Genomic DNA, 19,184 nt, shown 5'->3' on the forward strand with positions numbered 1-19,184 from the left:
CCCGGCCAGGACGCCGCTTCACCTGAGGATGTTCACCGCCCGTGCCACCACCAGCGCCACGGTGAGCAACGAGATCGATGCCTGCGACGCCATCAGCAGCTTGGCCCAGCGGGACAGCGGCATGGTGTCGGTGGGGCTGAAGGCGGTCGCGTTGGTGAAGGAGACATAGAGGTAGTCGGCGAACTCCGGTTCCCAGTCCGGCGGCGCCAACTCCCCGCTCTGCATCTGGGGGAAGAGGAAGTCCGGGTAGTCGCGGTGGCCGGCGGCCCGGGCCGCCGGCCCACCCCTGTCCCACTCCCAGTACCACAGAGCGAAAACAATGACGTTGGTCAGCCAGATGCCCGCCCCCGTCATCAGCAGCGCCCCGGCATCACTGCCCTCGGTACCGCGCACCAGCCCCCGGACCAGCAGCGCCGCCGACCAGCCGTTGGCGACGCTGACGAGGGCGGCCAGCGTCAGCCCGCCCGCGCGCAGCAGCGAGGCCGCCCGTCTCGTACTGATCCTGAAGGCCCACAGCAGCACGACCAGCAAGAGCAGCTCCAGTGTGGGCAGGAGCCACACCGGCCGGAAGGCCAGCCTCTCGGGGAGCAGGAGCTGCAGGGCGACCGCGGCGAGCACCGCCGCGCTGACGGCCCAGCGCGACTCGTCACGAGTGGGCCGGCGCCAGGCCGGGTCCTGGCGGGCCGCGGTGAGCAGTTCCTCCAACCGGGCGAGTCGCTCGTGCAGGGCCCTTGACTCTTCGTTCACGACCCCAGTGTGACCTCACGGCGACGAGACCGATCAGGGGCACCCCGCCATGCGCTAGGACAAGCCCCGATAGCGGACCTGCGCGCCTTGGGCGCGCGGCGTGCCACCAACCGTCCGCGTGAGCGGACGAGCCGCTCCGCTTGAGTGGACGAGCCGCTCCGCGTCCGCCGGCCGGCCTGCGGCAGGATGGGACCATGAGCGTAGTCAAGATCAACGTACTGACCGTCCCCGCCGAGCAGCGGGAGACGCTGGAGAAGCGCTTCGCCTCCCGGGCCCACGCCGTGGAGAGTTCCGACGGGTTCGAGTGGTTCGAACTCCTCAGGCCGGTCGACGGCACCGACAACTACCTCGTTTACACCCGGTGGCGGGACGAGGAGTCGTTCCAGGCCTGGATGGAGGGCCCCATGAAGGCGGCCCACCAGGGCGGTGACGCGGCAGGGGGCGAACGCCCCAGGCCGGCGGCGAGCGGGTCCACGCTGTGGTCCTTCGAGGTCGTACAGCAGGCGGCGCCCAAGAGCGCGTAGGCCGGCACCGGCGGCAAAGTGGTCACCGGCCCTGGACGGCGGGCACACGCCGCCGGCCAGGGCCGCTTACCTCTGAGGTCATCGACCCGGAACGGAGCGCATGCCACGATCGTCGGCGTACGGAGCCCGGCCGACCGGAAGGACGCCATGACCGCCTACGCCATAGCCCACCTGCAGGAAGCCGCCCCGCACCCGGAGATCGCCGAGTACATCGAGCGCATCACCGCCACCTTCGCCCCCTACGGCGGCCGGTTCCTCGTGCACGCCACACAGCACGAGGTGAAGGAGGGCAGCTGGCCCGGACACGTGGTCGTCATCAGCTTCCCCGGCCTCGCCGAGGCCCGGGCCTGGTGGGACTCCCCCGCGTACCAGGAGATCGCACCGCTGCGCTCCCGGCACATCGACGGCGACATCATCCTGGTCGACGGTGTCCGCGACACCTACGACCCCGCCGGCACCGCACGGACGATGCGGGAAGCCATGCGCACCCCCTGAACAGGGAACGGAGGTGCCTGCGATCAGCCGTCACCTCCCCTCCGCACCCGCCGCTCCTCCCCGACACGAGTGCCGGCCCGGTGTGTCAACGCGGTGCGGGGGCACACGGATTCGGGGAGGTCGAGATGAACACGAGTGCCATGGCCCATACCCGTCGGATGCGGGCCGGGGGCGAGGTCGGCTCACTGACGCAGGCCGCTGCCCGGGCGGGGCTGACCGCCCGGGGAGTGATCTACGTGCTGGTCGGCGTGCTGGCACTGCGGATCGCGTTCGGCGACGGCAGCCGACAGGCCGACCGCAGCGGTGCGCTCGCCGAGATCGCGCAAGAGCCGTTCGGTGCCGTACTGCTGTGGGCGCTGGGCATCGGGGTCGCCGGCATGGCCGTGTGGCGGTTGTCCGAGGCGGTGTTCGGCGCCGTCGGGCCGGACGGCCGCAAGGTGAGGAAACGGCTGCTGGCGCTGGCCCGGTGCGTGTTCTATGCGTTCGTCGCCTACTCGGTGCTGTCGTTCGCGACCGGTTCCGGCACGGGTGGCTCATCCAGCGACGAGCAGTCCAGGGACGTCACGGCCAGGGCTCTGGGGGTGCCCGCCGGTCAGTGGATCGTGGGCGCCGTCGCGGTCGGCATCGTCGTGGCGGGGGTCTGGATCGGGGTCCGGGCCGTCCGGCGCAAGTACCACAAGGATCTCAGGCTCGGCGAGATGTCCCCGGGCCTGAGGCGACTGGTGGACATCGCCGGCGTGGGCGGAGGCGCTGCGCGCGGCCTGGTGTTCGCCGCGGCGGGCGCCTTCGCGCTCCGCGCCGCGGCCGATTACCGCCCCGACCGGGCCAAGGGGCTCGACGACACACTGCGGTCGTTCGCCGAGACCCCGTTCGGTCCGTGGCTGCTGGTGCTCGTGGCCGCCGGGGTCGTACTGTTCGGCCTCTTCTCCTTCGCGCTGGCGCGCTGGCGCAGGGTCTGAGCGTCGGCTCTCCTTGCCGTGGAGTCGCCGTGGAGACAAGGCAGTTGGATCCGCGGCCTGAGGGTCGCCGCCGCTGTGTCGTGGAATGCCCGCGGAATTGTCCGAGATCGGTAACAGACGGATCCTGCACCATTCTTCCTCCGTCCTGATGGGTGCACGTGACCACAGAGACGACGAGGAACGGGGCGGACATGGCGCGGCGTGGCGGACGGGGATGGTACGGGCGGGTGCTCGCGGCGGCGGTCGGTGTGACGGCGGTGGCGACCGCCACTTCGGTGTGGACCGCGCAGGCCGGCTCCGCCGAGGAACCCGGCGCGCGAACGAACGTCCTGGTGCGCCCCTCCGCGCCGAACGCCCCGGGGCGGGGCGCCGCGGGTGCGCCGGTGTCCGCGGACATCGTCCACGCCTCCGACCAGGGCGCCCACGGGGTCAACATCACCATCGACGACGGGCCGGATCCCGTGTGGACGCCGCAGGTGCTCGAGGTGCTGCGGGACAACGGCGTGAAGGCCACGTTCTGCATGGTGGGCACGCAGGCCCAGGCGCACCCGGACCTGGTCAAGGCGGTGGTGGCGGCCGGGCACCGGTTGTGTGACCACACGGTCTCCCACGACACCACCATGAACACCAAGTCCGAGGCCTACCAGTCGCAGCAGATCCTGGACGCCGAACGCTCGATCACCCAGGCGTCGGGGGGCGTTCGGCCGCAGTACTACCGGGCCCCGGGCGGCGCCTTCACGCCCTACAGCCGCCACCTCGCCGCATCCCACGGAATGCGGCCACTGGGCTGGAACGTCGACTCCAAGGACTTCGAGCGTCCCGGCACCGCCGCCATCGTGGCCACCGTCAAGAGCGAGATCCACAACGGTCCGACCCTCCTCTTCCACGACGCGGGCGGGGACCGCTCCCAGACCGTGGCCGCCCTGCGCCAGCTCCTGCCGTGGCTCAAGCAGCAGGGGTACTCCTTCGGCTTTCCCGTCCGCTGAACACCGCCTACGGAACGGGAAATCCGAGTCGGCGGCCTCTCAACCTCCCCTTGACGGCGTGCCGTTGGAGGCCAGTGGGTGGAAGCGGGCGGGCGGATGGTCGATCGGCAGCTCGGGGCGCCACGCGGTGAGGCACTGTGCGCTCGGGACGAACAGGCCGTTCGGGAGACGGTCGAGCGGCCACCATCGCCAGTCGCCGACCGGCTCCCGAGGCTGATCCGCGGGTTCGCCGTCCCAGGCGGTGACCACGGCGGCGACGGTCGCCCTGACCACACCCCCGACGTCGTCCAGGAGCATGCCGAGCAGTACGACGTCCTCCTCCCGCACCGTGCAGCCGGTCTCCTCCCTCACCTCGCGGACGACGGTCCGGGTCAGGGATTCACCCGACTCCACGGTTCCGCCGGGCAGTTCCCAGGTGCGTCGCCGGTGCCGGCCCAGCAGAACGCCGTGGGGCGAGTGAAGGATCGCTCCCACCCCGAGGGCCGTGTTCGGCGGGGGCGGGGTGCTGGTGCGGGGCCGGCTGGTGACCCGGGTGCGCCGGCGTGCGTGGAACACGCTGCAGGACACCGGATTGCCGTCCGTGGGCGGCGCGTGCAGGATGTCCACCCGCTCGACGATCAGGCCGTGCTCCTCCAGGAGGCCCTGCCACACCGCAGGGGTGAGCACCCACATCTGCACGGTGAGCCGGCCGCCGCCGGCCAGCGGAAGGACTTCCGGGCGGGGGGTGAGGGTGCTCGAGGGTCGGTGGCCGTGGGAGTTGGTGTGCAGTACGGAGAACACCAGACGGCCGCCCGGAGCGAGCGCGGCCGCGACGGCGGGCAGCATTCGCCGCGGTTCGACGTAGGCGAAGCCGTGGATCGAGTAGATGACGTCGTACGGCTCCGCCTGCCGCAGGTGGTCGACGGCGTCGGCCAGGATCAGGTTCAGCCCCGGCAACCGGCCGTAGCGGGCGGTTGCCCGCTGGTGCTGGGTGGGAGAGGCCTCGACAGCGTCGACGACCGCCCCGTGGGCCCGGACCAGGTGCGCGGCGTGCTTGCCCAGGCCCGACCCGAGGTCCGCGACGCGTCGGCCGCGCAGAACGCCGAGGATCTCCGCTCCGGGACCGCTCGGCCAGAAACCCCAGGCGAGGCGGTCCACTTCGGGCACATGCGTGCCCCTGGCCAGATGGTGGGCCCCGTAGGTCGTCCAGGCTGCCGAGTTCGTCGGTTCGGCGTCCACGGTGCCGTCCTTTCCCGGCGCGCGGGCCGGCGTCAGAGGGCAGGGGGTAACAGCGGAGTGGGCTGGGCCTCGACCGGGGGCGGCGCGCGGCACGTTCAGTGGTGTGCGTAGGCGTCCGTCGCCGCTACCAGCGCGTCCACCATGCCGGGTGCCCCCGTCGTGTGTCCCACGTCGTCCACCAGGATCAGCTCGCTGTCCGGCCAGGCGTGGTGGAGCCGCCATACCGTGCCGAGCAGATTGCCGAAGTCCAGGCTGCCCTGGACCAGGGTGCCGGGAATGCCTTTCAGGAGGGGGGCGTCGCGCAGGATGACGCCCTCGTCGTTGCCGTCGCCCAGGAAGTGGTCGTTGCCCCAGTAGTGGGTGACCGTCCGGGCGAAGCCCATGCGGAACACGGGGTCCTCGTAGCGCTCGACCGATCGCGGTGGCGCCGGGATCGTCGCCGTCTCCCAGTCGGTCCATGCCCGCGCCGCGCGGGACCGTACCTCGGGGTCCCGGTGACTCGATCAGCCGGTTGCAGGCCGCCGCGAGGTCTCCCTGCCGGTCCTCGTCGGGCAGCGCGGCCAGGAAGCGCTGGAAAGCGTCCGGGAAGAACCGCCCGAGTCCCCTGGTGAGCAGGGCCACTTCCCGGTTCGAGCCCGTCGCGACCGCGGTCAGGACCAGTTCCGACACCGCCTGCGGGTGCGTCTGCGCGTAGCGGAGCCCGAGCACCGAGCCCCACGACACGCCCCAGACGAGCCATCGTTCGATTCCCAGGTGCTGCCGCAGCCGCTCCAGGTCGGCGATGAGGTGGGCCGTCGTGTTCACGCTCATGTCGGTGTCGTACGCGCTCGCGTGCGGGGTGGAACGGCCGCAGCCGCGCTGGTCGAGCAGCACGATGCGGTACGCCGCCGGATCGCAGTACCGCCGGTATCCCGTCCCGCATCCCGAGCCGGGACCACCGTGCAGCATGACCGCGGGCTTGCCGCGCGGGTTCCCGCAGACCTCCCAGTAGACGCGGTTGCCGTCACCGACGTCGAGCATGCCGTGGTCGTACGGTTCGATCTCCGGATACAGCCGCATCGCAGCACCGTAAGGCCTGCGACGGCGCCGTCGCTCCCCCTTTTCGCGCGCCTTTGGGGCACCGCGACCGGGCGGTCCGCGCCCAGCGGTTTCCGTCTGCCGGCCGTTGTGTGGGGTGCGGCTCGGGATCCCTCGCGCGGATCACAACGTCTAGGATTGCACTGAAGATCCGGGTATGCCCCCTGTCCGAGCAGTCGTCGGATCGCTCTGTCGAGCCGCACCGAGCCGGTGGTCTTGATCAGGCTCTGCAGGAGTTCCCGTGAACAGGCCGTGTGAAGGGATCCGCCCGGGCTGCCGTCCGGTCCTGGGAGGCGCCCTCGTGCGCCGGCCCGGTTGCGCGGGATGCCCGCCATCCCTGTTCCGTGCCGGCGGGAGCATGCCATGAGGTGGTCGGCGCGCCGGGAGGCCGAAAGCCGCCGGGCGCCGCGGCTCAGCAGCACCGGCCTGCAGGTGCCGCGTCCGCCTGTGTGGCTGCGCTGGCTGCCGGCGATCTACGTCGCGGGAGTCCTGGTGCTCGAGCCTGTCACTCCGGTGCAGTGGCCGGTGAGCTTCCTGCTGATCGCCCTCCCCGTGGTCGCCGCCTACGCCCACGGTCCCGCCGCCGTCGCCGCCATCACGGTGTTCGCCGTCGGGTTCGAGGCTCTGCTGGCCGGCACCCCGTGCTGCGCGGGCCGCGCCGTGGGGTACCTGTGGGAGCGCCACTACGTGGCCTCGTACATCTCCACCGTGCCGGTCGGGGTCCTGGGCACGATCATGGCCGCGAGCCGGACGCGTCGGGAGCGTACCCTCGCCACCGTTCGGTCCGTGGCCGAGACCGCACAGCGTGTGCTGTTGCGCCCAGTGCCCCGGCGCCTCGGGCAGGTGTCGATCGAGACGTTGTACCTGTCCGCCGCCGCGGAGGCGCGGATCGGTGGTGATCTGTACGAGGCGGTGCCCACAGCCTACGGAGTCCGCCTCCTCATCGGTGACGTCCGGGGCAAGGTGGCGGTGGAGACGGCCGCCACGATGCTCGGCGCCTTCCGTGAGGCCGCCCACGACGAACCCGACCTGGCCGGGGTGGCGCGCCGGGTCGAGAGGAGCATGACCCGCAGGGCCACGGAGCTCGCGGGCAGCGATGCTGCGGAACGCTTCGTCACCGCGGTGTTCGCCGAGGTCCCCGATCACGAACCCGTGGTCCGCATCGTCAACTGCGGCCATCCCCTCCCCTGCTCATCGGCCCGAACGAGGTCACGGAGCTGGACTCTGCCGATCCCTCACCGCCCATCAACCTCGGCGTTCTGGTCGGGGACGACTACCACGTGGAGGTGAGCCCGTTCCGTCCCGGCGAACAGCTGCTGCTGTACACCGATGGCGTCACCGAGACGCGCGACCGTACGGGGGCGTTCTACCCGCTGGCCGAGCGGGTCCGGTCGTGGGCCGCTCTGCCTCCCGGTGAACTTCTAGACCGTCTGCAGCAGGATCTGCTGGCCTACAGCGACGCGACCCTCGACGACGACACCGCCGCGCTCGCCGCCTACCGTCTTCCCGCTGACCTCCACGGGGAGACCGGACCGCACCGGCGGTGACCGTCGCGTCGTCGCGGTGGCCGGTCAGGGGCTGCTGGTGACGCCGATGATCGAGGACATGATCCGGTCCTGGGGGGTGGTCGGCACGTGGAAGAAGCCGTTGTTGCAGCCGAGCCGCAGCACCGCGGCACGGTCCGCGACGGCCTTGACGTCTCCCATGTTGTGGCTGATGAGGATGACGCCGACCCCCTGCTCGCGCAGTTCGTCGACCAGGTCGAGGACGTGGCCGGCCTGCTGGACGCCGAGTGACGCGGTCGGCTCGTCCAGGAGGACGGCCTTCGGTTCGCCGAGCAGTGCCCGGGAGATCGCGACGGTCTGCCGCTGCCCTGCCGACAGGGAGGCGACCGGGGTGCGCATGTCGGGGACGCGGATGCCCATGGCGTCCAGCTGTCGGCGTGCCTCCCTGCGCATGCCGCCCTTGTCCATCAGCCGCAGGAGACGACCCAGGGCGTCGGGGCGCCTCTGTTCGCGTCCGAGGTAGAGGTTCTCGGCGACATCGAGGCCGTCGCACAGGGCCAGGTTCTGGTACACCGTCGCGATACCCAGGTGCCGGGCGGCCCGGGGCGTCCTGATCTGCACGGCCTGACCCTCCCACTCGATGACGCCCTGGTCGGCGGGGACGACGCCCGCGATGATCCGGACGAGAGTGGACTTGCCCGCCCCGTTGTCCCCCAGGAGGGCGACGACCTCCCCACTGTGGACCTCCAGCTCGACGTCCTTGAGTGCCTGGACGGCGCCGAACCGCTTGGAGATGCCGCGCAGCGCCAGCAGAGGCGGCTCAGTCACGTGAACCTCACCTTCTGCGTACGGCGGGGTGACGCCGTACGGCCGGACTGATCACCAGGGTATCCGAGCAATGGTCCCTTCAGGATGAATAAGGCATAGAGGATTAAGAGCGGATCAAGAGCTCCCAATATCCGTTATCTGCGCATTTACTAATAATCTCGGCTCATGATGGAGGTCACAGAGGCTCGTGTGACGCCGGCTCCGGCCGGAGGAGGGCTGACCCATGACACGCGACCGTGCGGGCCACGAACGCACCCGGCGGCGCCGCCGGCGAGGGGTGACGCTCCTTGTGGTGGGGGCCCTGGTGAGCGGTGCCGCCGCCTGCGGCGGGGCGAACGGCAGCGGTGGCCGGGGGGCGCACCAGATCACCATCGGCCTGGTGACCAAGACCGAGGCCAACCCGTTCTTCGTGGCGCTGCGCCATGCCGCCACGGCCGCGGCGCACAGGAACGACGCCCGGTTGATCGCTCTCGCCGGCAAGTTCGACGGGGACAACGAAGGTCAGGTGAACGCGGTGGAGAGCCTCATCGCGCGCGGTGTGAACGGCATTCTCATCACGCCGTCGAACACGACGGGGATTCTGGGCGCGATCAGGGAGGCGCGTCGGCAGGGCATCCTGGTGATCGCGCTGGACACCGCGACACAGCCGGAGAACGCGGTCGACGCCACGTACGCGACGGACAACTTCAAGGCCGGTCGCCTGCAGGGGGCGTATGTCAAGGCGGTGCTCGCCGGCCGGGCTCCCAAGGTGTTCATGCTGGACGGCACGCCGGGCTCGGAGGTCAGTCAGGACCGCCACGACGGGTTCCTCGACGGCTTCGGGCTCAAGGACGGCTCACCGGCGATCATCGGCCAGGCGAACGCCAACGGCGACCGGAACACGGCGCAGGCCGCGACGGAGAACCTGCTGCTGCGCGCGAGCGACGTCAACACCATCTACACCATCAACGAACCGGTGGCGGGCGGCGCGTACGAGGCCATCACGGACCGGGGGCTGACCCGCCGGGTGACCATCGGCTCCATCGACGGCTCATGTGACGGGGTCCGGGACGTCAAGGCGGGCACTCTCGCAGCGACCGTCATGCAGTTCCCGATCAGGATGGCGACCGACGGCGTGGACGCGGTGATCGCTTTTGCCAGAAGCGGGAAGAGGCCGTCCGGTTTCACGGACACGGGCACGGTGCTCATCACGGACAGGCCGGTGCACGGTGTGCCGTCGCAGAGCACGGCCTGGGGGCTCCAGCACTGCTGGGGATGACTACTCCAGTCACCGAGTCGCCGACTCACCGAGCGGGTCGAAGGGATCGGAACAGCACATGAGGTCACCCGTCACCACCCCCGCCGCCGGCGGTGATGCGCGCCCCCGGCCGCGGGACATGCTCCGGTACGCCTTTCGCACGCCGGCCATCGGCCCGCTGGCGGCTCTGGTCGTCACCGTGGTGGCGTTCGCGGTCACGACGGAGACGTTCCTGACACCGCAGAACCTGTCGCTGGTGCTGCAGCAGTCCATCGTGGTCGGCACGCTGGCGCTGGGCCAGTCACTGATCATCCTCACCGCGGGCATCGACCTCGCGAACGGTGCGATCGCGGTGCTCGGCACGATCGTCATGGCCAAACTGGCCATCGACGGCGGCAACCCCGTGACGGCACTGGTGCTAGGCCTGGTCGCGGCGACCCTCGTCGGGCTGGTGAACGGACTGCTCGTGTCCCGGCTGCGCCTGCCGCCCTTCATCGTGACCCTGGGGGCGCTCACCGTCGTCTACGCCGCCGCCAGACTGTACTCGCAGTCCCGCAGCTATCCGGTGACCTCCGGCCTGCTCGTCTTCTGGGGCAACGGTCTCGGCATCGGTGGTGTGTTCCTCACCTGGGGGACCTTTCTGCTCGTGGGCCTGTACGGGTTCTTCTGGTACGTCCTCACGCAGACGGCGTGGGGCCGGCACATCTACGCCGTCGGCAACGCACCGGAGTCCGCCCGCCTGACCGGCATCGACGTACGGCGCACGGTTCTCTCGGTCTACGTCACGGCCGGGTTGCTGTACGGCATCGCCGCCTGGCAGTCCCTCGGCCGTATCCCGAACGCCGACCCCAACTCGTACCAGACGGCGAACGTGGAGAGCATCACCGCGGTCGTGCTCGGCGGCACGAGCCTCTTCGGCGGCCGCGGAAGCGTCATCGGCACGCTCATCGGGGCGCTCATCGTCAATGTGCTGCGTTCCGGGCTCACCCAGGCGGGTATCGACAGCCTCTACCAGGATGTGGCGACCGGAACCCTCGTCATCGTGGCGGTCGGTGTGGACCAGATCCTCCGCAGGTGCGGCCCGCGGTGATGCCGGGGAGCGTCACGGCCGGTTGACGGGCATCAAGGTGTTCCGGTCGGTGTGCCCATCGAGTTCGACGGGCCGGTGAGCCTCCGCTGCTGGGGCAGCTTCGCGGCTGACGGCTTGTCATACGGGGTGAGCGGCGCGGTGACGGTACGTTCGCCGTCGCCCTGCACCGGCGCATTGACGGGCCCGCTCCCGATGCGCAGTACCGACCACGCCCGTCGCCGCAGGCTGCGGCCGTGTCCGTGGAGCAGTCCCAGGACGATCGCCGCGGCCACCGCGATCAGGTGCTCCCGGCCGGCCAGGTTCGGTATGGCGATGGACTCCCACACCATCGACCCGCCGGTGAGGGTGAACACGACGGGGGCGCGCCGGACGACGGAGAGGTAGGTGAACAGGCCCACGACCGCGGCGGACGGTCCCGTGTCGAGTACCCGACCGGTCTCAGGCGGCAGTCCCAGCCCCCACCAGCCCGGCCCCAGCGCGATCATCACCCGTACGGTGAGGGTGCCGGCGAGGGTGGTCGCGTACGCGACGGCCAGTGTGCGGGCGGGGCCCAACGCCAGTTGCGCCAGGGCGAAGGCGAGGAACAACTGGGTGATGCCGGCCCAGACCGGCAGGTCCAGGGCCGGGACGTACAGCGACACGGGGGTGCGTAACAGGGCCAGCCACAACGGCAGGTCGGCGTAGACGCCGCCCAGGAGCCGTACCGCCACCGCGCCGGTCGGATGCTGCGCGACGGCGTGGAAGAAGATCACACCGAAGGCCGCGACGAAGGCCAGCACGAGCCCGGACAGCCCGCGCCGCAGCAGTCGCCGTACCGGATCGACGACGATACCGCGCCACTCACCCCGCACCGTGCGCACGATGAACAGCGCGACGCGGCGCACCGCGGCAGCCAGGGCACCGTCGCCCGTGGCGGACGGCGCCGTACCGCGGCGTGGTCCGCTGCTCCATGTGCCGTGGTCCTCGGCACGGTTTTGAGGCCTTTCCACCCCTTGACGCAAGGACTTCCCCCCAACGCCCCCAGAGCGCACAATTGTACGGATCTGAAATCTAGCTCCCCGTCCCGGTAATGCCGGGTTGCGGACCCCGTGTCGCGGTGGGCGGTTCGGGTCGGCGGCCGTTCCAGCCTGGCTTCTTGCCACCCCTCGGTGTTGCGGGGATTCTGCACACGATCGGCACCCGACCCACCACGCCACACCGGAGCCGCCCATGAGCGCCGTCGTCTGGATCACCGAAGGGACCTGGCCCGCCTGTGTGGACGCCGCGCTCGGCCGCGCCGCCCCCGGCGAGGAGATCGTGCTGCTGTACGTGCGCGACGACACGGTCGCCGAGACGGCGCACAGCGCGTTCGCCGGGCTCCTGGGCCGTGGTCGCCCCGAGCGGGATCCCGGGCATCGCATCGAGGGGCTGTCGGAGTCGGCCGCGCGGCGCCTGCTGGATGCCGCGGCGCGGCGTCTGGGGCGCCCGGCCCGCCAGGTCCTCGCACATGGCCGTACGGAGCGGAAGGTCGTCGAGGAGGCCACCGGCGCGGATCTGCTGATCTGCGCACGGGACGGCGACCGTTCCCGGCTCGGCCCGCACAGCCTCGGCCCCGCCACTCGCTTCGTGGTCGACCACGGCCCCTGTCCTGTTCTGCTGGTGTGGCCGGAAGAGGCCCCGTCGACGGAGTTGCCACCGCCTCCACCGCCTCATCGCTGACTCACCGTGTCACCGAGGCCCGGACAGACCGGAACCCCGGCCCGATTCCGGCGGGCCGGGGTTCTCCTTGTTGGTGTCAGGCGGGTGGCTCGGTTACGACCTCCCGTCAGTCGTCGTGGTCGTTGTCGTGGTCGTTGTCGTGGTCGTTGTCGTGGTCGCGGTCGTGGTCGCGGTCGCGGTCGCGGTCGTGGTCGCGGTGGTAGCCGTCCTTTTCGAAGGCGCTGCAGCGGTCGCCGCGGAAGCCCTCGCCGTAGCCGTCACCGTCGCCGTCGCCGTCGCCGAAGCCGAAGCCGCCGCGCCCGCGGCGGTCGCAGATCACGCGGAAGCTGCCCGCGACACCGTGCTTGATCTTCACACCGCCACGGACGTGCTGGGGACGCACACCGTCACTCTGGCTCCACGGGCCGACAACGGCGATGGGAGCGCCGTTGTCACAGGTGACCCCTCTGAACACCTCAACGGTGTGCCTGCTGTCGTTGACGATGTTGATGCTGTTGGAGCCGAGGCCACTCAGGATGGGCACGCAGCCGTCCGGGATGGCCGGGAAGTCCCGCTCGTTGATGTGGATCCGGCCGATGTGGCGCAGGCGGAGGTGGCGGTGGTGGTGGCGGTAGTGGTGGCGGTAGTGGTGCTCGCCCTCGTTGCCCTTGGAGTTGTTGTTGTTGTCGTTGTTGTTGTTGTTGTTCCCATTGTTGTTGTTGCCATTGCCCTCGAGGGCGGCGGCCGGGGCGGCGGCCTGCTGGACGACCGAGGCCGAGTGGGCGGGCTCGGATGCGGCCGAAGCGTAGGTGATGCCAGTGGCCACCAGGGCCGCACCGGCCGCGATCGCGGCGGTTACTGCAGTGGAACGCGTTGCCATGTCACTTCTCCTGTCTCAGACACGTCGGCTGTGAACCGATGCGAGACTGAAGGTACATATCGCCGCGAAGCTGACCGCATCCGACATACCGACCATATGACGAACTACCCTGTCGGAGTAACGGCCGGTCTTCCGGTCTTCGACGCAACAGGGCTGGAGCCCCCTCACACGCCGATGAGGCGTCAGGGCCGCGCGACGTACGACTGACCACGGACCGAGGAACAGAGGAACAAGTGCCTCCCCTCGCCCGTACCATCTTGTGCACCGGGGGGACACTGTGCAGCAACATCGCCGTAGGCGAGGAAAGTGAGTCACGCCATGTCCGAGACCACGACCGCGACTTCCGAACTGACATCGCAGTACGCCGCCCAAGTGGCCGGCGATCTCGAGCGCAATGTGAAGGAGCAGGAACGCGTCAGTGCCGAAATCGCCGCTCTGCAGGAGCAGTTGGCCACACTGCAGCACGACCACGCGGTGCTGGTGACCATGCAGAACGCACTCGGTATTCCGACCGGACCCGTGGAGCCCGTCGCCGCGCCCGAGAGCGCCACGGTCCCCGCTCCGCGGAAGAAGTCCCCTGCCGGATCCGGCACGGGCAGGCAGCCGCAGGCGAAGAAGAAGGCCGCCGCCGGGCAGACGCGTACGACGGGCCGGAAGACCGCCGGCAAGAAGGCCGCGGACAAGAAGACGGAAGCCACGAAGGCGGAGCCCGCCAAGACGGAGGCGACGAAGACGGGCCAGCCCACGCTGGTCGAACTCGTGCGCGCCCACCTCAGCGAGCAGAGTGAGCCGCGTTCCGCCGCGGAGGTCGCCGACGCACTCGGCGAGGCCCATCCCGAGCGTGGCATCAAGGCCACCGTCGTGCGGTCCACGCTCGAAGGGCTCGTGGCCAAGAAGCAGGCCCAGCGCACCAAGCAGGGAACCGCTGTCTTCTACACCGCACCGGACGCCGCCGAACCGACCACGGCGAACGAGGCCGAGGACCGGCCGGAGCAGGACCGGTAAGGCCACTCAGTAAGGCTCGTGCCGCCTTCCCGCGATCACTGGGGTCGCCGGTATGGGTGCGATGCGTGTGATGCTGATCGGCGGGACGTCGAATGCCGGGAAGTCCACTGTCGCCCGGGAGTCGGCGGACAGACTCGGGTTCGCGTACCGGTCGACGGGCGGGCTGGCGCGGCACCCGGGAAGGCCGTGGCGGAGTCCCGGAGCGGGAGGTGCCGACCCATGTAACCGAACACTACGCGGCCCTCACGTCGAGGAGTTGACCGAGTCCGTGCTCGGTCACCACGAGCGACTCCGGCCCCGCATCGAGGAGTTGATCGTGGCCCATGCCGGTGAGGACAACGTCCGGCCGGGGCTGGTCCTCGATGGGTCGGCGCTCCTGCCCGATCACGTCGCGCGGTTGCAGGGTCCGGGCACGGGCGCGGTATGGCTCGCCGCGGACGTGTCCGTCGTACGGACGCGGGTGTACGCGGCCGGGCAGTACGACGCGGCCACGCCGTCGGAGCGGCTTGTGATGGACAAGTTCGTGGCCCGTTCCGAGCGCTTTCGGAGCATCGTCCTCGACGCCGTCGACAGGCTCGGGCTGACCCGCCTCGACGTGGGTGACGGCCGGCCGGTCGGCGAGGTGGCCGACGCCGTGCTCGACGCCGTCGACGTGCGGGACAGGAGGTGAGCCTCGCCGCAGAGGATCTGCCGTTCGGGCGTGTCCCGGTGGCGGCCCTTCCCGCACGGCGGCTTGCTGGTGCCAGGGGGTACCGAAGGGAGTGAGCCGCGTATGACCGAGACCCGGGCGGGTCAGCAGGCGTTGCAGACCCCGCGGGCCGCCGGGCTGGCCGGAGTCGTGTTCGCGTTCCTCCTCGCGGCGGCCATGGTGCTGATCCGGCTGTCGATCCCCCAGGGCGCGGAGTCGGTCACCCTCCAGGGGCTCACGGACCCCACGCGGCGCAGCGCGGTGAAGGCGGCGCTCGCGCTGGTGCCGTTGGCCGGTATCTGCTTCCTGTGGTTCATGGGGGCGCTGCGGGCCCGTATGGGTGAGGCCGAGGACCAGTTCCTCGCCACCGTCTTTCTCGGCAGCGGGCTGGTCTTCGTGGCGACGCTGTTCGGGGCGGCCGCGGCCGCCGCGGGCGTGCTGGCCACCACGGACGCGCCCGGCGGCACTCCCGGCCTGCCCGCCTGGAACTTCGGCCGCCACTTCGCGTACACGCTGTTGACCGAGTACGCGACGCGGATGGCGGCGGTCTTCACCTGCTCCACGTCGGTCATCTGCCATCAACTGAGGCTCCTGCCGCGGTGGGTCAGTCTGCTGGTTTTCCTCACCTTCCTGACACTGCTGTTCGTCTCGGCCGGTGTGCCCTGGTCGGAGCTGGTGTTCCCGGGGTGGTCGCTCCTCGTCGGCGCCTTCGTCCTCACGGCGGGCCGCAGCCCCCGGCCGGGCACCACCGCGGCGTCGTAGCGGGGCGCCGGCCGGTCACTCCTTCGGCGCGCCTCGGGGGGCGCGCCACCGTCCGGTCCGGCGATGCTGGCGTGGGGGAGCTGACCGCCGTCCGACGGTTCCGCCGCGTCGCAGCGGCGCCCCGCGGACCTGGCCGCCGAAGGGGCGGAGGGCTCATGAGGCTTGTCGTCGATCTCAACAGGTGCCAGGGATACGCGCAGTGCGCGTTCCTCGCACCGGATGTCTTCGCCCTGCACGGCGAGGAGTCGCTGGTCTACAACCCCCGGGCCGAGGAGGGGCAGCGGGAGAGGCTGGCGCGCGCCGTGGCGGCCTGCCCGGTGCAGGCCATCCTGGCCGACGGGCTGGACGACGTGGGCGAGGAGCCCGCCGGGGCCGGGCAGGAGACGTCCCATGCCCGCTGAGGACTTCCTTCAATGGCTCAGGCGCGAGGGCCGGATCGTCATCGTGGGCGCCTCACTGGCGGGGCTGCGGGCCGCCGAGACGCTGCGCGCCGAGGGTTTCGCCGGTTCGCTCACCATGATCGGTGACGAGCCGTACGAACCGTACGACCGGCCGCCGTTGTCGAAGGCGGTCCTGCTCGGCAAGGCGTCACCGCATCGCACCGACCTGCCCCGGCGCCTCGAGATCGACGCCAAGTGGCGCCTGGGTGTCGCGGCGACCGGCCTCGACATGACGGCCAAACGGGTACGGCTGGCCGACGGGGACGAGGTCGAGTACGACCGGCTGCTGATCGCCACCGGTGTGCGTGCCCGGCCCTGGCCGAAGGCGTCGGAGGCCCAACTGGACGGTGTCTTCGTGCTGCGCACGCGCGACGACGCGGCCGCCCTGCTGCGGAGGCTGCAGGCCTCCCCGCGCCGGGTGTTCGTCATCGGCGCCGGATTCACCGGTTCGGAGATCGCCTCCGCCTGCCGGGTGCAGGCCGTCGCGGTGACCCTCGCGGAGCGCGGGGGCGCACCGCTGGTGGGCGCCCTCGGCGGGGTGATCGGCGCGGTGGCCGCGGAACTGCAGCGGGAGAACGGTGTGGACCTGCGGACCGGCGTCATGGTGACCGCGCTGGAGGGCGACTCGATGGGCCGGGTGCGGGCCGCCCATCTGTCCGACGGCAGCGTCGTCGAGACGGACGTCGTGGTCGTCTGCCTCGGCGCGACCCGCAACACCGAGTGGCTGGAGGGCTCCGGGCTCGGTGCGGGGCCCCGGGGCATCGCCTGCGACGCGGGCTGCCGGGCCTTCGACTTCAGGGGCATCGTGACCGACGACGTCTACGTCGCCGGCGATGTGGCCCGTTCTCCGCATCCGTTGTTCGGCTATCAGTTCCTGTCGCTGGAGCACTGGGGCAACGCCGTCGCACAGGCCGAGGTGGCCGCCCACAACATGATCTGCAGCGGTGCGGACCGGCGTCCGCACCTGTGGGTGCCGGCCTTCTGGTCGTCGCAGTTCGGTGTGAACATCAAGTCGGTCGGTGTCCCGTCCATGGGCGAGCAGATCATGATCACTCAGGGGTCGCTGGCCGAGCGCCGGTTCATCGGGGCGTACGGCTACCAGGGCCGGGTCATCGCCGCGGTGAGCTTCGACAACACGCGGTGGCTTCAGTTCTACGAGCGGCTGATCGAGACGGCCACACCGTTCCCGCTGGAGTTCCCGACGGTCAACCGCCGTCCTGAGGGACGGCAGCCGGTGCCCGCCGACTTCCCCGACCCGTCCCTGCCGACGCACGGCCCGACCGTGACGCTCAGCGGTTACTCGCCGAGCGACCGCCGTCTGGTGTTCACCCCGGCCCGCCACTGACCGACTCCGGTCCCCGCGCCTCCCCCGCCCTGACGGACTTCACGCCCTAGGACCACTCATGACGCACGCCTCGCTCCTGCACCGGATCACCGATTCCGCCAACCGCGCGAACCCCTATCCGCTGTACGAGGAGCTCCGGAGGACTCCGGTGCTGCACGAGGAGGACGGCGGTCCTTACCTCGTCGGTTCGTACTGGGACATCCTGGGTCTGCTGCATGATCCGCGGATCAGCTCCGACGCGGGCAACCTCGCCGCGGCGGGAGCCGACGAAGCGGTCGGGGCGGAGGAGACGGGGCTGCCGCCGAGCTTCATCCGGCTCGACCCTCCGGAGCACGACCGGCTGCGGCGGATCGCCAACCGGTCCTTCGGGCCGCCGCACTGCCCCCGCCGGATCGATGCGATGCGCGGTGAACTCGCCGGGATCGTCACCGGGTTGATCGACGGCTTCGGGGACGCGCGGCAGATCGATGTGGTGGACCAGTTCGCTTACCCCTTCCCGGTGACCGTCATCTGCAGGCTGCTCGGGGTACCGCGCGAGGACGAACCGCGCTTCCGCGCCTGGGTCGAGCCGATCGTCGCCAGTCTGGATCCGCAGACGCAGACGGGTGAGAACGAGGCCGAACGCCTGCGGTCCACGCGGGAGGCGCGGGTGCAACTGGGCCTGTATCTGGCGGAGCTGGTCGAGCAGCGGAGGAGGGAACCCGGGAACGACATGCTGTCCGAGCTGGTGACGAGCCACGGCCCGGACGGCCCGATGACGACGATGGAGGTGCTCAGCACGTCGGTACTGCTGCTGATCGCGGGCCACGAGACGACGGTCAACCTGATCACCAACGGCATGCTCACCCTGCTGCGGTACCCGGAGTACCTGCGCAAACTGCGCGACGACCCCGGCCTGGCCGTCAACGTCGTGGAGGAGCTGCTGCGTTACGAGCCTCCGGTGCAGCTCGTGCCGCAGCGGACTTGTATCGCGGACATCGAGGTGCGCGGGGTCACGATTCCGAAGGGTACGAGGATCTGGCTCGTCCTGGCCGCGGGCAACCGGGATCCGGAGCGGTTCAGGGATCCCGACCGGTTCGATCCGTACCGGGGCGACATCCAGCACCTCGGCTTCGGCAGCGGCATCCACTCCTGTTTCGGCGCTCCGCTGGCGCGGCTGGAGGCGCAGATCGCGCTGTCCGAACTGGCCCGCAGGCTCGACGATCCCCGTCTCCTCGAGGACCCGCCGCCCTACCGGCAGAACGCGGTGCTGCGCGGGCCGCGCCATCTGGCCGTCGGCTTCGACGGTCTGCGTCCCTAGTATTGCTTGGTCAGGTCGGTTGCGGTGGTGCGTGTCCTTGGGGCCCGGTGTGCGTTGGGAGTGTGTGACTCCGGACGAGATGGCTTTGGTGCGTGGTGAGTTGGAGGCGTTCGCGGCGGAGGTGTTCGAGCCGTTCGCGCGCAATGACCAGCGCCGCTGGGGCCAGGTCTATCTGCGGGGGCTGCTTACTGACGGGCAGCGTAAGTCGGTCGAGCCGATGGCCGCGCGGCTCGGTGAGGACGGGAACCGGCAGGCACTGGCCCATTTCATCACCACCAGCCCGTGGGACCCGGCCCACATCCGGGCGAAACTGGCCTGGCGGATGAAGGGAGTGATCGGGCCGCAGGCCCTGGTCTTCGACGACACCGGGTTCCTCAAGGACGGGACTGCCTCGGCATGCGTGTCGCGGCAGTACACCGGC

General features: G+C 70.6%; 19 protein-coding genes and 2 pseudogenes. 15 read left to right on the top strand and 6 right to left on the bottom strand.

Features of this window, described 5'->3' with window-relative positions:
* Positions 1-18: 18 nt before the first annotated feature.
* Positions 19-747: a hypothetical protein gene (locus tag AB0N14_RS34565; RefSeq protein ID WP_366029653.1), complete on the bottom strand. Its 729-nt coding sequence runs from the start codon at positions 745-747 to the stop codon at positions 19-21.
* Between the two features lie 194 nt (positions 748-941).
* Here AB0N14_RS34565 and AB0N14_RS34570 point away from each other — a divergent pair, with 194 nt between their 5' ends.
* The 4 genes from AB0N14_RS34570 (at position 942) to AB0N14_RS34585 (ending at position 3,711) form a co-directional block, all read left to right on the top strand.
* Complete coding sequence (locus tag AB0N14_RS34570) at positions 942-1,271, top strand: antibiotic biosynthesis monooxygenase (protein ID WP_366029654.1); 330 nt, start codon at positions 942-944, stop codon at positions 1,269-1,271.
* 147 nt (positions 1,272-1,418) lie between these two features.
* Complete coding sequence (locus tag AB0N14_RS34575) at positions 1,419-1,766, top strand: DUF1330 domain-containing protein (RefSeq protein ID WP_366029655.1); 348 nt, start codon at positions 1,419-1,421, stop codon at positions 1,764-1,766.
* Positions 1,767-1,891: 125 nt separating this feature from the next.
* Complete coding sequence (locus AB0N14_RS34580; RefSeq protein ID WP_366029656.1) at positions 1,892-2,725, top strand: DUF1206 domain-containing protein; 834 nt, start codon at positions 1,892-1,894, stop codon at positions 2,723-2,725.
* A gap of 191 nt (positions 2,726-2,916) precedes the next feature.
* On the top strand, positions 2,917-3,711 hold the full coding sequence (locus AB0N14_RS34585) for a polysaccharide deacetylase family protein (RefSeq protein WP_366029657.1): 795 nt from the start codon (positions 2,917-2,919) through the stop codon (positions 3,709-3,711).
* Positions 3,712-3,750: 39 nt separating this feature from the next.
* On the opposite strand, the gene AB0N14_RS34590 is transcribed toward AB0N14_RS34585, so the two are convergent.
* Positions 3,751-4,929: a bifunctional class I SAM-dependent methyltransferase/NUDIX hydrolase gene (locus AB0N14_RS34590; protein WP_366029658.1), complete on the bottom strand. Its 1,179-nt coding sequence runs from the start codon at positions 4,927-4,929 to the stop codon at positions 3,751-3,753.
* 95 nt (positions 4,930-5,024) lie between these two features.
* Positions 5,025-5,988 (bottom strand): annotated as a pseudogene (gene pip / locus AB0N14_RS34595) (prolyl aminopeptidase).
* 1,005 nt (positions 5,989-6,993) lie between these two features.
* Here pip and AB0N14_RS34600 point away from each other — a divergent pair.
* Positions 6,994-7,553 (top strand): annotated as a pseudogene (locus AB0N14_RS34600) (PP2C family protein-serine/threonine phosphatase).
* 24 nt (positions 7,554-7,577) lie between these two features.
* Here AB0N14_RS34600 and AB0N14_RS34605 read toward each other — a convergent pair.
* Positions 7,578-8,339, bottom strand: coding sequence for an ATP-binding cassette domain-containing protein (locus AB0N14_RS34605; RefSeq protein WP_366029659.1), 762 nt, complete (start codon positions 8,337-8,339; stop codon positions 7,578-7,580).
* Between the two features lie 223 nt (positions 8,340-8,562).
* Here AB0N14_RS34605 and AB0N14_RS34610 point away from each other — a divergent pair, with 223 nt between their 5' ends.
* Together AB0N14_RS34610 and AB0N14_RS34615 are read left to right on the top strand one after the other, a co-directional pair.
* Positions 8,563-9,597, top strand: coding sequence for a substrate-binding domain-containing protein (locus tag AB0N14_RS34610; protein ID WP_366029660.1), 1,035 nt, complete (start codon positions 8,563-8,565; stop codon positions 9,595-9,597).
* Between the two features lie 58 nt (positions 9,598-9,655).
* The gene (locus AB0N14_RS34615; protein ID WP_366029661.1) at positions 9,656-10,666 is read left to right on the top strand and encodes an ABC transporter permease; all 1,011 of its coding nucleotides are present in this window, start codon (positions 9,656-9,658) and stop codon (positions 10,664-10,666) included.
* 32 nt (positions 10,667-10,698) lie between these two features.
* Here the strand turns inward: AB0N14_RS34615 and AB0N14_RS34620 are convergent, their stop codons facing one another.
* Positions 10,699-11,535 carry a hypothetical protein gene (locus AB0N14_RS34620; protein WP_366029673.1) on the bottom strand — a complete coding sequence of 279 codons (837 nt, stop codon included), beginning with the start codon at positions 11,533-11,535 and terminating at the stop codon, positions 10,699-10,701.
* Positions 11,536-11,875: 340 nt separating this feature from the next.
* Here AB0N14_RS34620 and AB0N14_RS34625 point away from each other — a divergent pair, with 340 nt between their 5' ends.
* Positions 11,876-12,364 (top strand): universal stress protein, encoded by a 489-nt coding sequence (locus AB0N14_RS34625; RefSeq protein WP_366029662.1) that lies wholly within the window; start codon positions 11,876-11,878, stop codon positions 12,362-12,364.
* A 106-nt stretch (positions 12,365-12,470) separates the two neighbouring features.
* Here the strand turns inward: AB0N14_RS34625 and AB0N14_RS34630 are convergent, their stop codons facing one another.
* On the bottom strand, positions 12,471-13,223 hold the full coding sequence (locus tag AB0N14_RS34630) for a hypothetical protein (protein ID WP_366029663.1): 753 nt from the start codon (positions 13,221-13,223) through the stop codon (positions 12,471-12,473).
* A 318-nt stretch (positions 13,224-13,541) separates the two neighbouring features.
* Between AB0N14_RS34630 and AB0N14_RS34635 the strand changes: the two genes are divergently transcribed.
* The 7 genes from AB0N14_RS34635 to AB0N14_RS34665 all read left to right on the top strand — a co-directional run.
* The gene (locus AB0N14_RS34635; RefSeq protein ID WP_366029664.1) at positions 13,542-14,228 is read left to right on the top strand and encodes a hypothetical protein; all 687 of its coding nucleotides are present in this window, start codon (positions 13,542-13,544) and stop codon (positions 14,226-14,228) included.
* A 256-nt stretch (positions 14,229-14,484) separates the two neighbouring features.
* On the top strand, positions 14,485-14,898 hold the full coding sequence (locus AB0N14_RS34640; RefSeq protein ID WP_366029665.1) for a hypothetical protein: 414 nt from the start codon (positions 14,485-14,487) through the stop codon (positions 14,896-14,898).
* A 102-nt stretch (positions 14,899-15,000) separates the two neighbouring features.
* Positions 15,001-15,678 (top strand): hypothetical protein, encoded by a 678-nt coding sequence (locus tag AB0N14_RS34645; RefSeq protein WP_366029666.1) that lies wholly within the window; start codon positions 15,001-15,003, stop codon positions 15,676-15,678.
* Between the two features lie 155 nt (positions 15,679-15,833).
* Positions 15,834-16,079: a ferredoxin gene (locus AB0N14_RS34650; RefSeq protein ID WP_366029667.1), complete on the top strand. Its 246-nt coding sequence runs from the start codon at positions 15,834-15,836 to the stop codon at positions 16,077-16,079.
* Positions 16,069-17,463: an FAD/NAD(P)-binding oxidoreductase gene (locus AB0N14_RS34655; protein WP_366029668.1), complete on the top strand. Its 1,395-nt coding sequence runs from the start codon at positions 16,069-16,071 to the stop codon at positions 17,461-17,463. The genes AB0N14_RS34650 and AB0N14_RS34655 overlap by 11 nt, the downstream gene beginning before the upstream one ends.
* 58 nt (positions 17,464-17,521) lie before the next feature.
* Entirely contained in the window at positions 17,522-18,763 is a 1,242-nt protein-coding gene (locus tag AB0N14_RS34660; protein WP_366029669.1) for a cytochrome P450, read from the top strand.
* Between the two features lie 64 nt (positions 18,764-18,827).
* A partial coding sequence (locus tag AB0N14_RS34665) for a transposase (RefSeq protein ID WP_366029670.1) occupies positions 18,828-19,184 on the top strand: 357 nt, incomplete at its 3' end.

The sequence above is a fragment of the Streptomyces sp. NPDC051104 genome (assembly GCF_040682835.1).
GTDB lineage: Bacteria > Actinomycetota > Actinomycetes > Streptomycetales > Streptomycetaceae > Streptomyces > Streptomyces cynarae.

Coding starts and splice junctions, on each gene's coding strand:
- AB0N14_RS34570 (WP_366029654.1), top strand. CDS start 942: ATGAGCGTAGTCAAGATCAACGTACTGACCGTCCCCGCCGAGCAGCGG.
- AB0N14_RS34575 (WP_366029655.1), top strand. CDS start 1,419: ATGACCGCCTACGCCATAGCCCACCTGCAGGAAGCCGCCCCGCACCCG.
- AB0N14_RS34580 (WP_366029656.1), top strand. CDS start 1,892: ATGAACACGAGTGCCATGGCCCATACCCGTCGGATGCGGGCCGGGGGC.
- AB0N14_RS34585 (WP_366029657.1), top strand. CDS start 2,917: ATGGCGCGGCGTGGCGGACGGGGATGGTACGGGCGGGTGCTCGCGGCG.
- AB0N14_RS34610 (WP_366029660.1), top strand. CDS start 8,563: ATGACACGCGACCGTGCGGGCCACGAACGCACCCGGCGGCGCCGCCGG.
- AB0N14_RS34615 (WP_366029661.1), top strand. CDS start 9,656: ATGAGGTCACCCGTCACCACCCCCGCCGCCGGCGGTGATGCGCGCCCC.
- AB0N14_RS34625 (WP_366029662.1), top strand. CDS start 11,876: ATGAGCGCCGTCGTCTGGATCACCGAAGGGACCTGGCCCGCCTGTGTG.
- AB0N14_RS34630 (WP_366029663.1), bottom strand. CDS start 13,223: ATGGCAACGCGTTCCACTGCAGTAACCGCCGCGATCGCGGCCGGTGCG.
- AB0N14_RS34635 (WP_366029664.1), top strand. CDS start 13,542: ATGTCCGAGACCACGACCGCGACTTCCGAACTGACATCGCAGTACGCC.
- AB0N14_RS34645 (WP_366029666.1), top strand. CDS start 15,001: ATGACCGAGACCCGGGCGGGTCAGCAGGCGTTGCAGACCCCGCGGGCC.
- AB0N14_RS34650 (WP_366029667.1), top strand. CDS start 15,834: ATGAGGCTTGTCGTCGATCTCAACAGGTGCCAGGGATACGCGCAGTGC.
- AB0N14_RS34655 (WP_366029668.1), top strand. CDS start 16,069: ATGCCCGCTGAGGACTTCCTTCAATGGCTCAGGCGCGAGGGCCGGATC.
- AB0N14_RS34660 (WP_366029669.1), top strand. CDS start 17,522: ATGACGCACGCCTCGCTCCTGCACCGGATCACCGATTCCGCCAACCGC.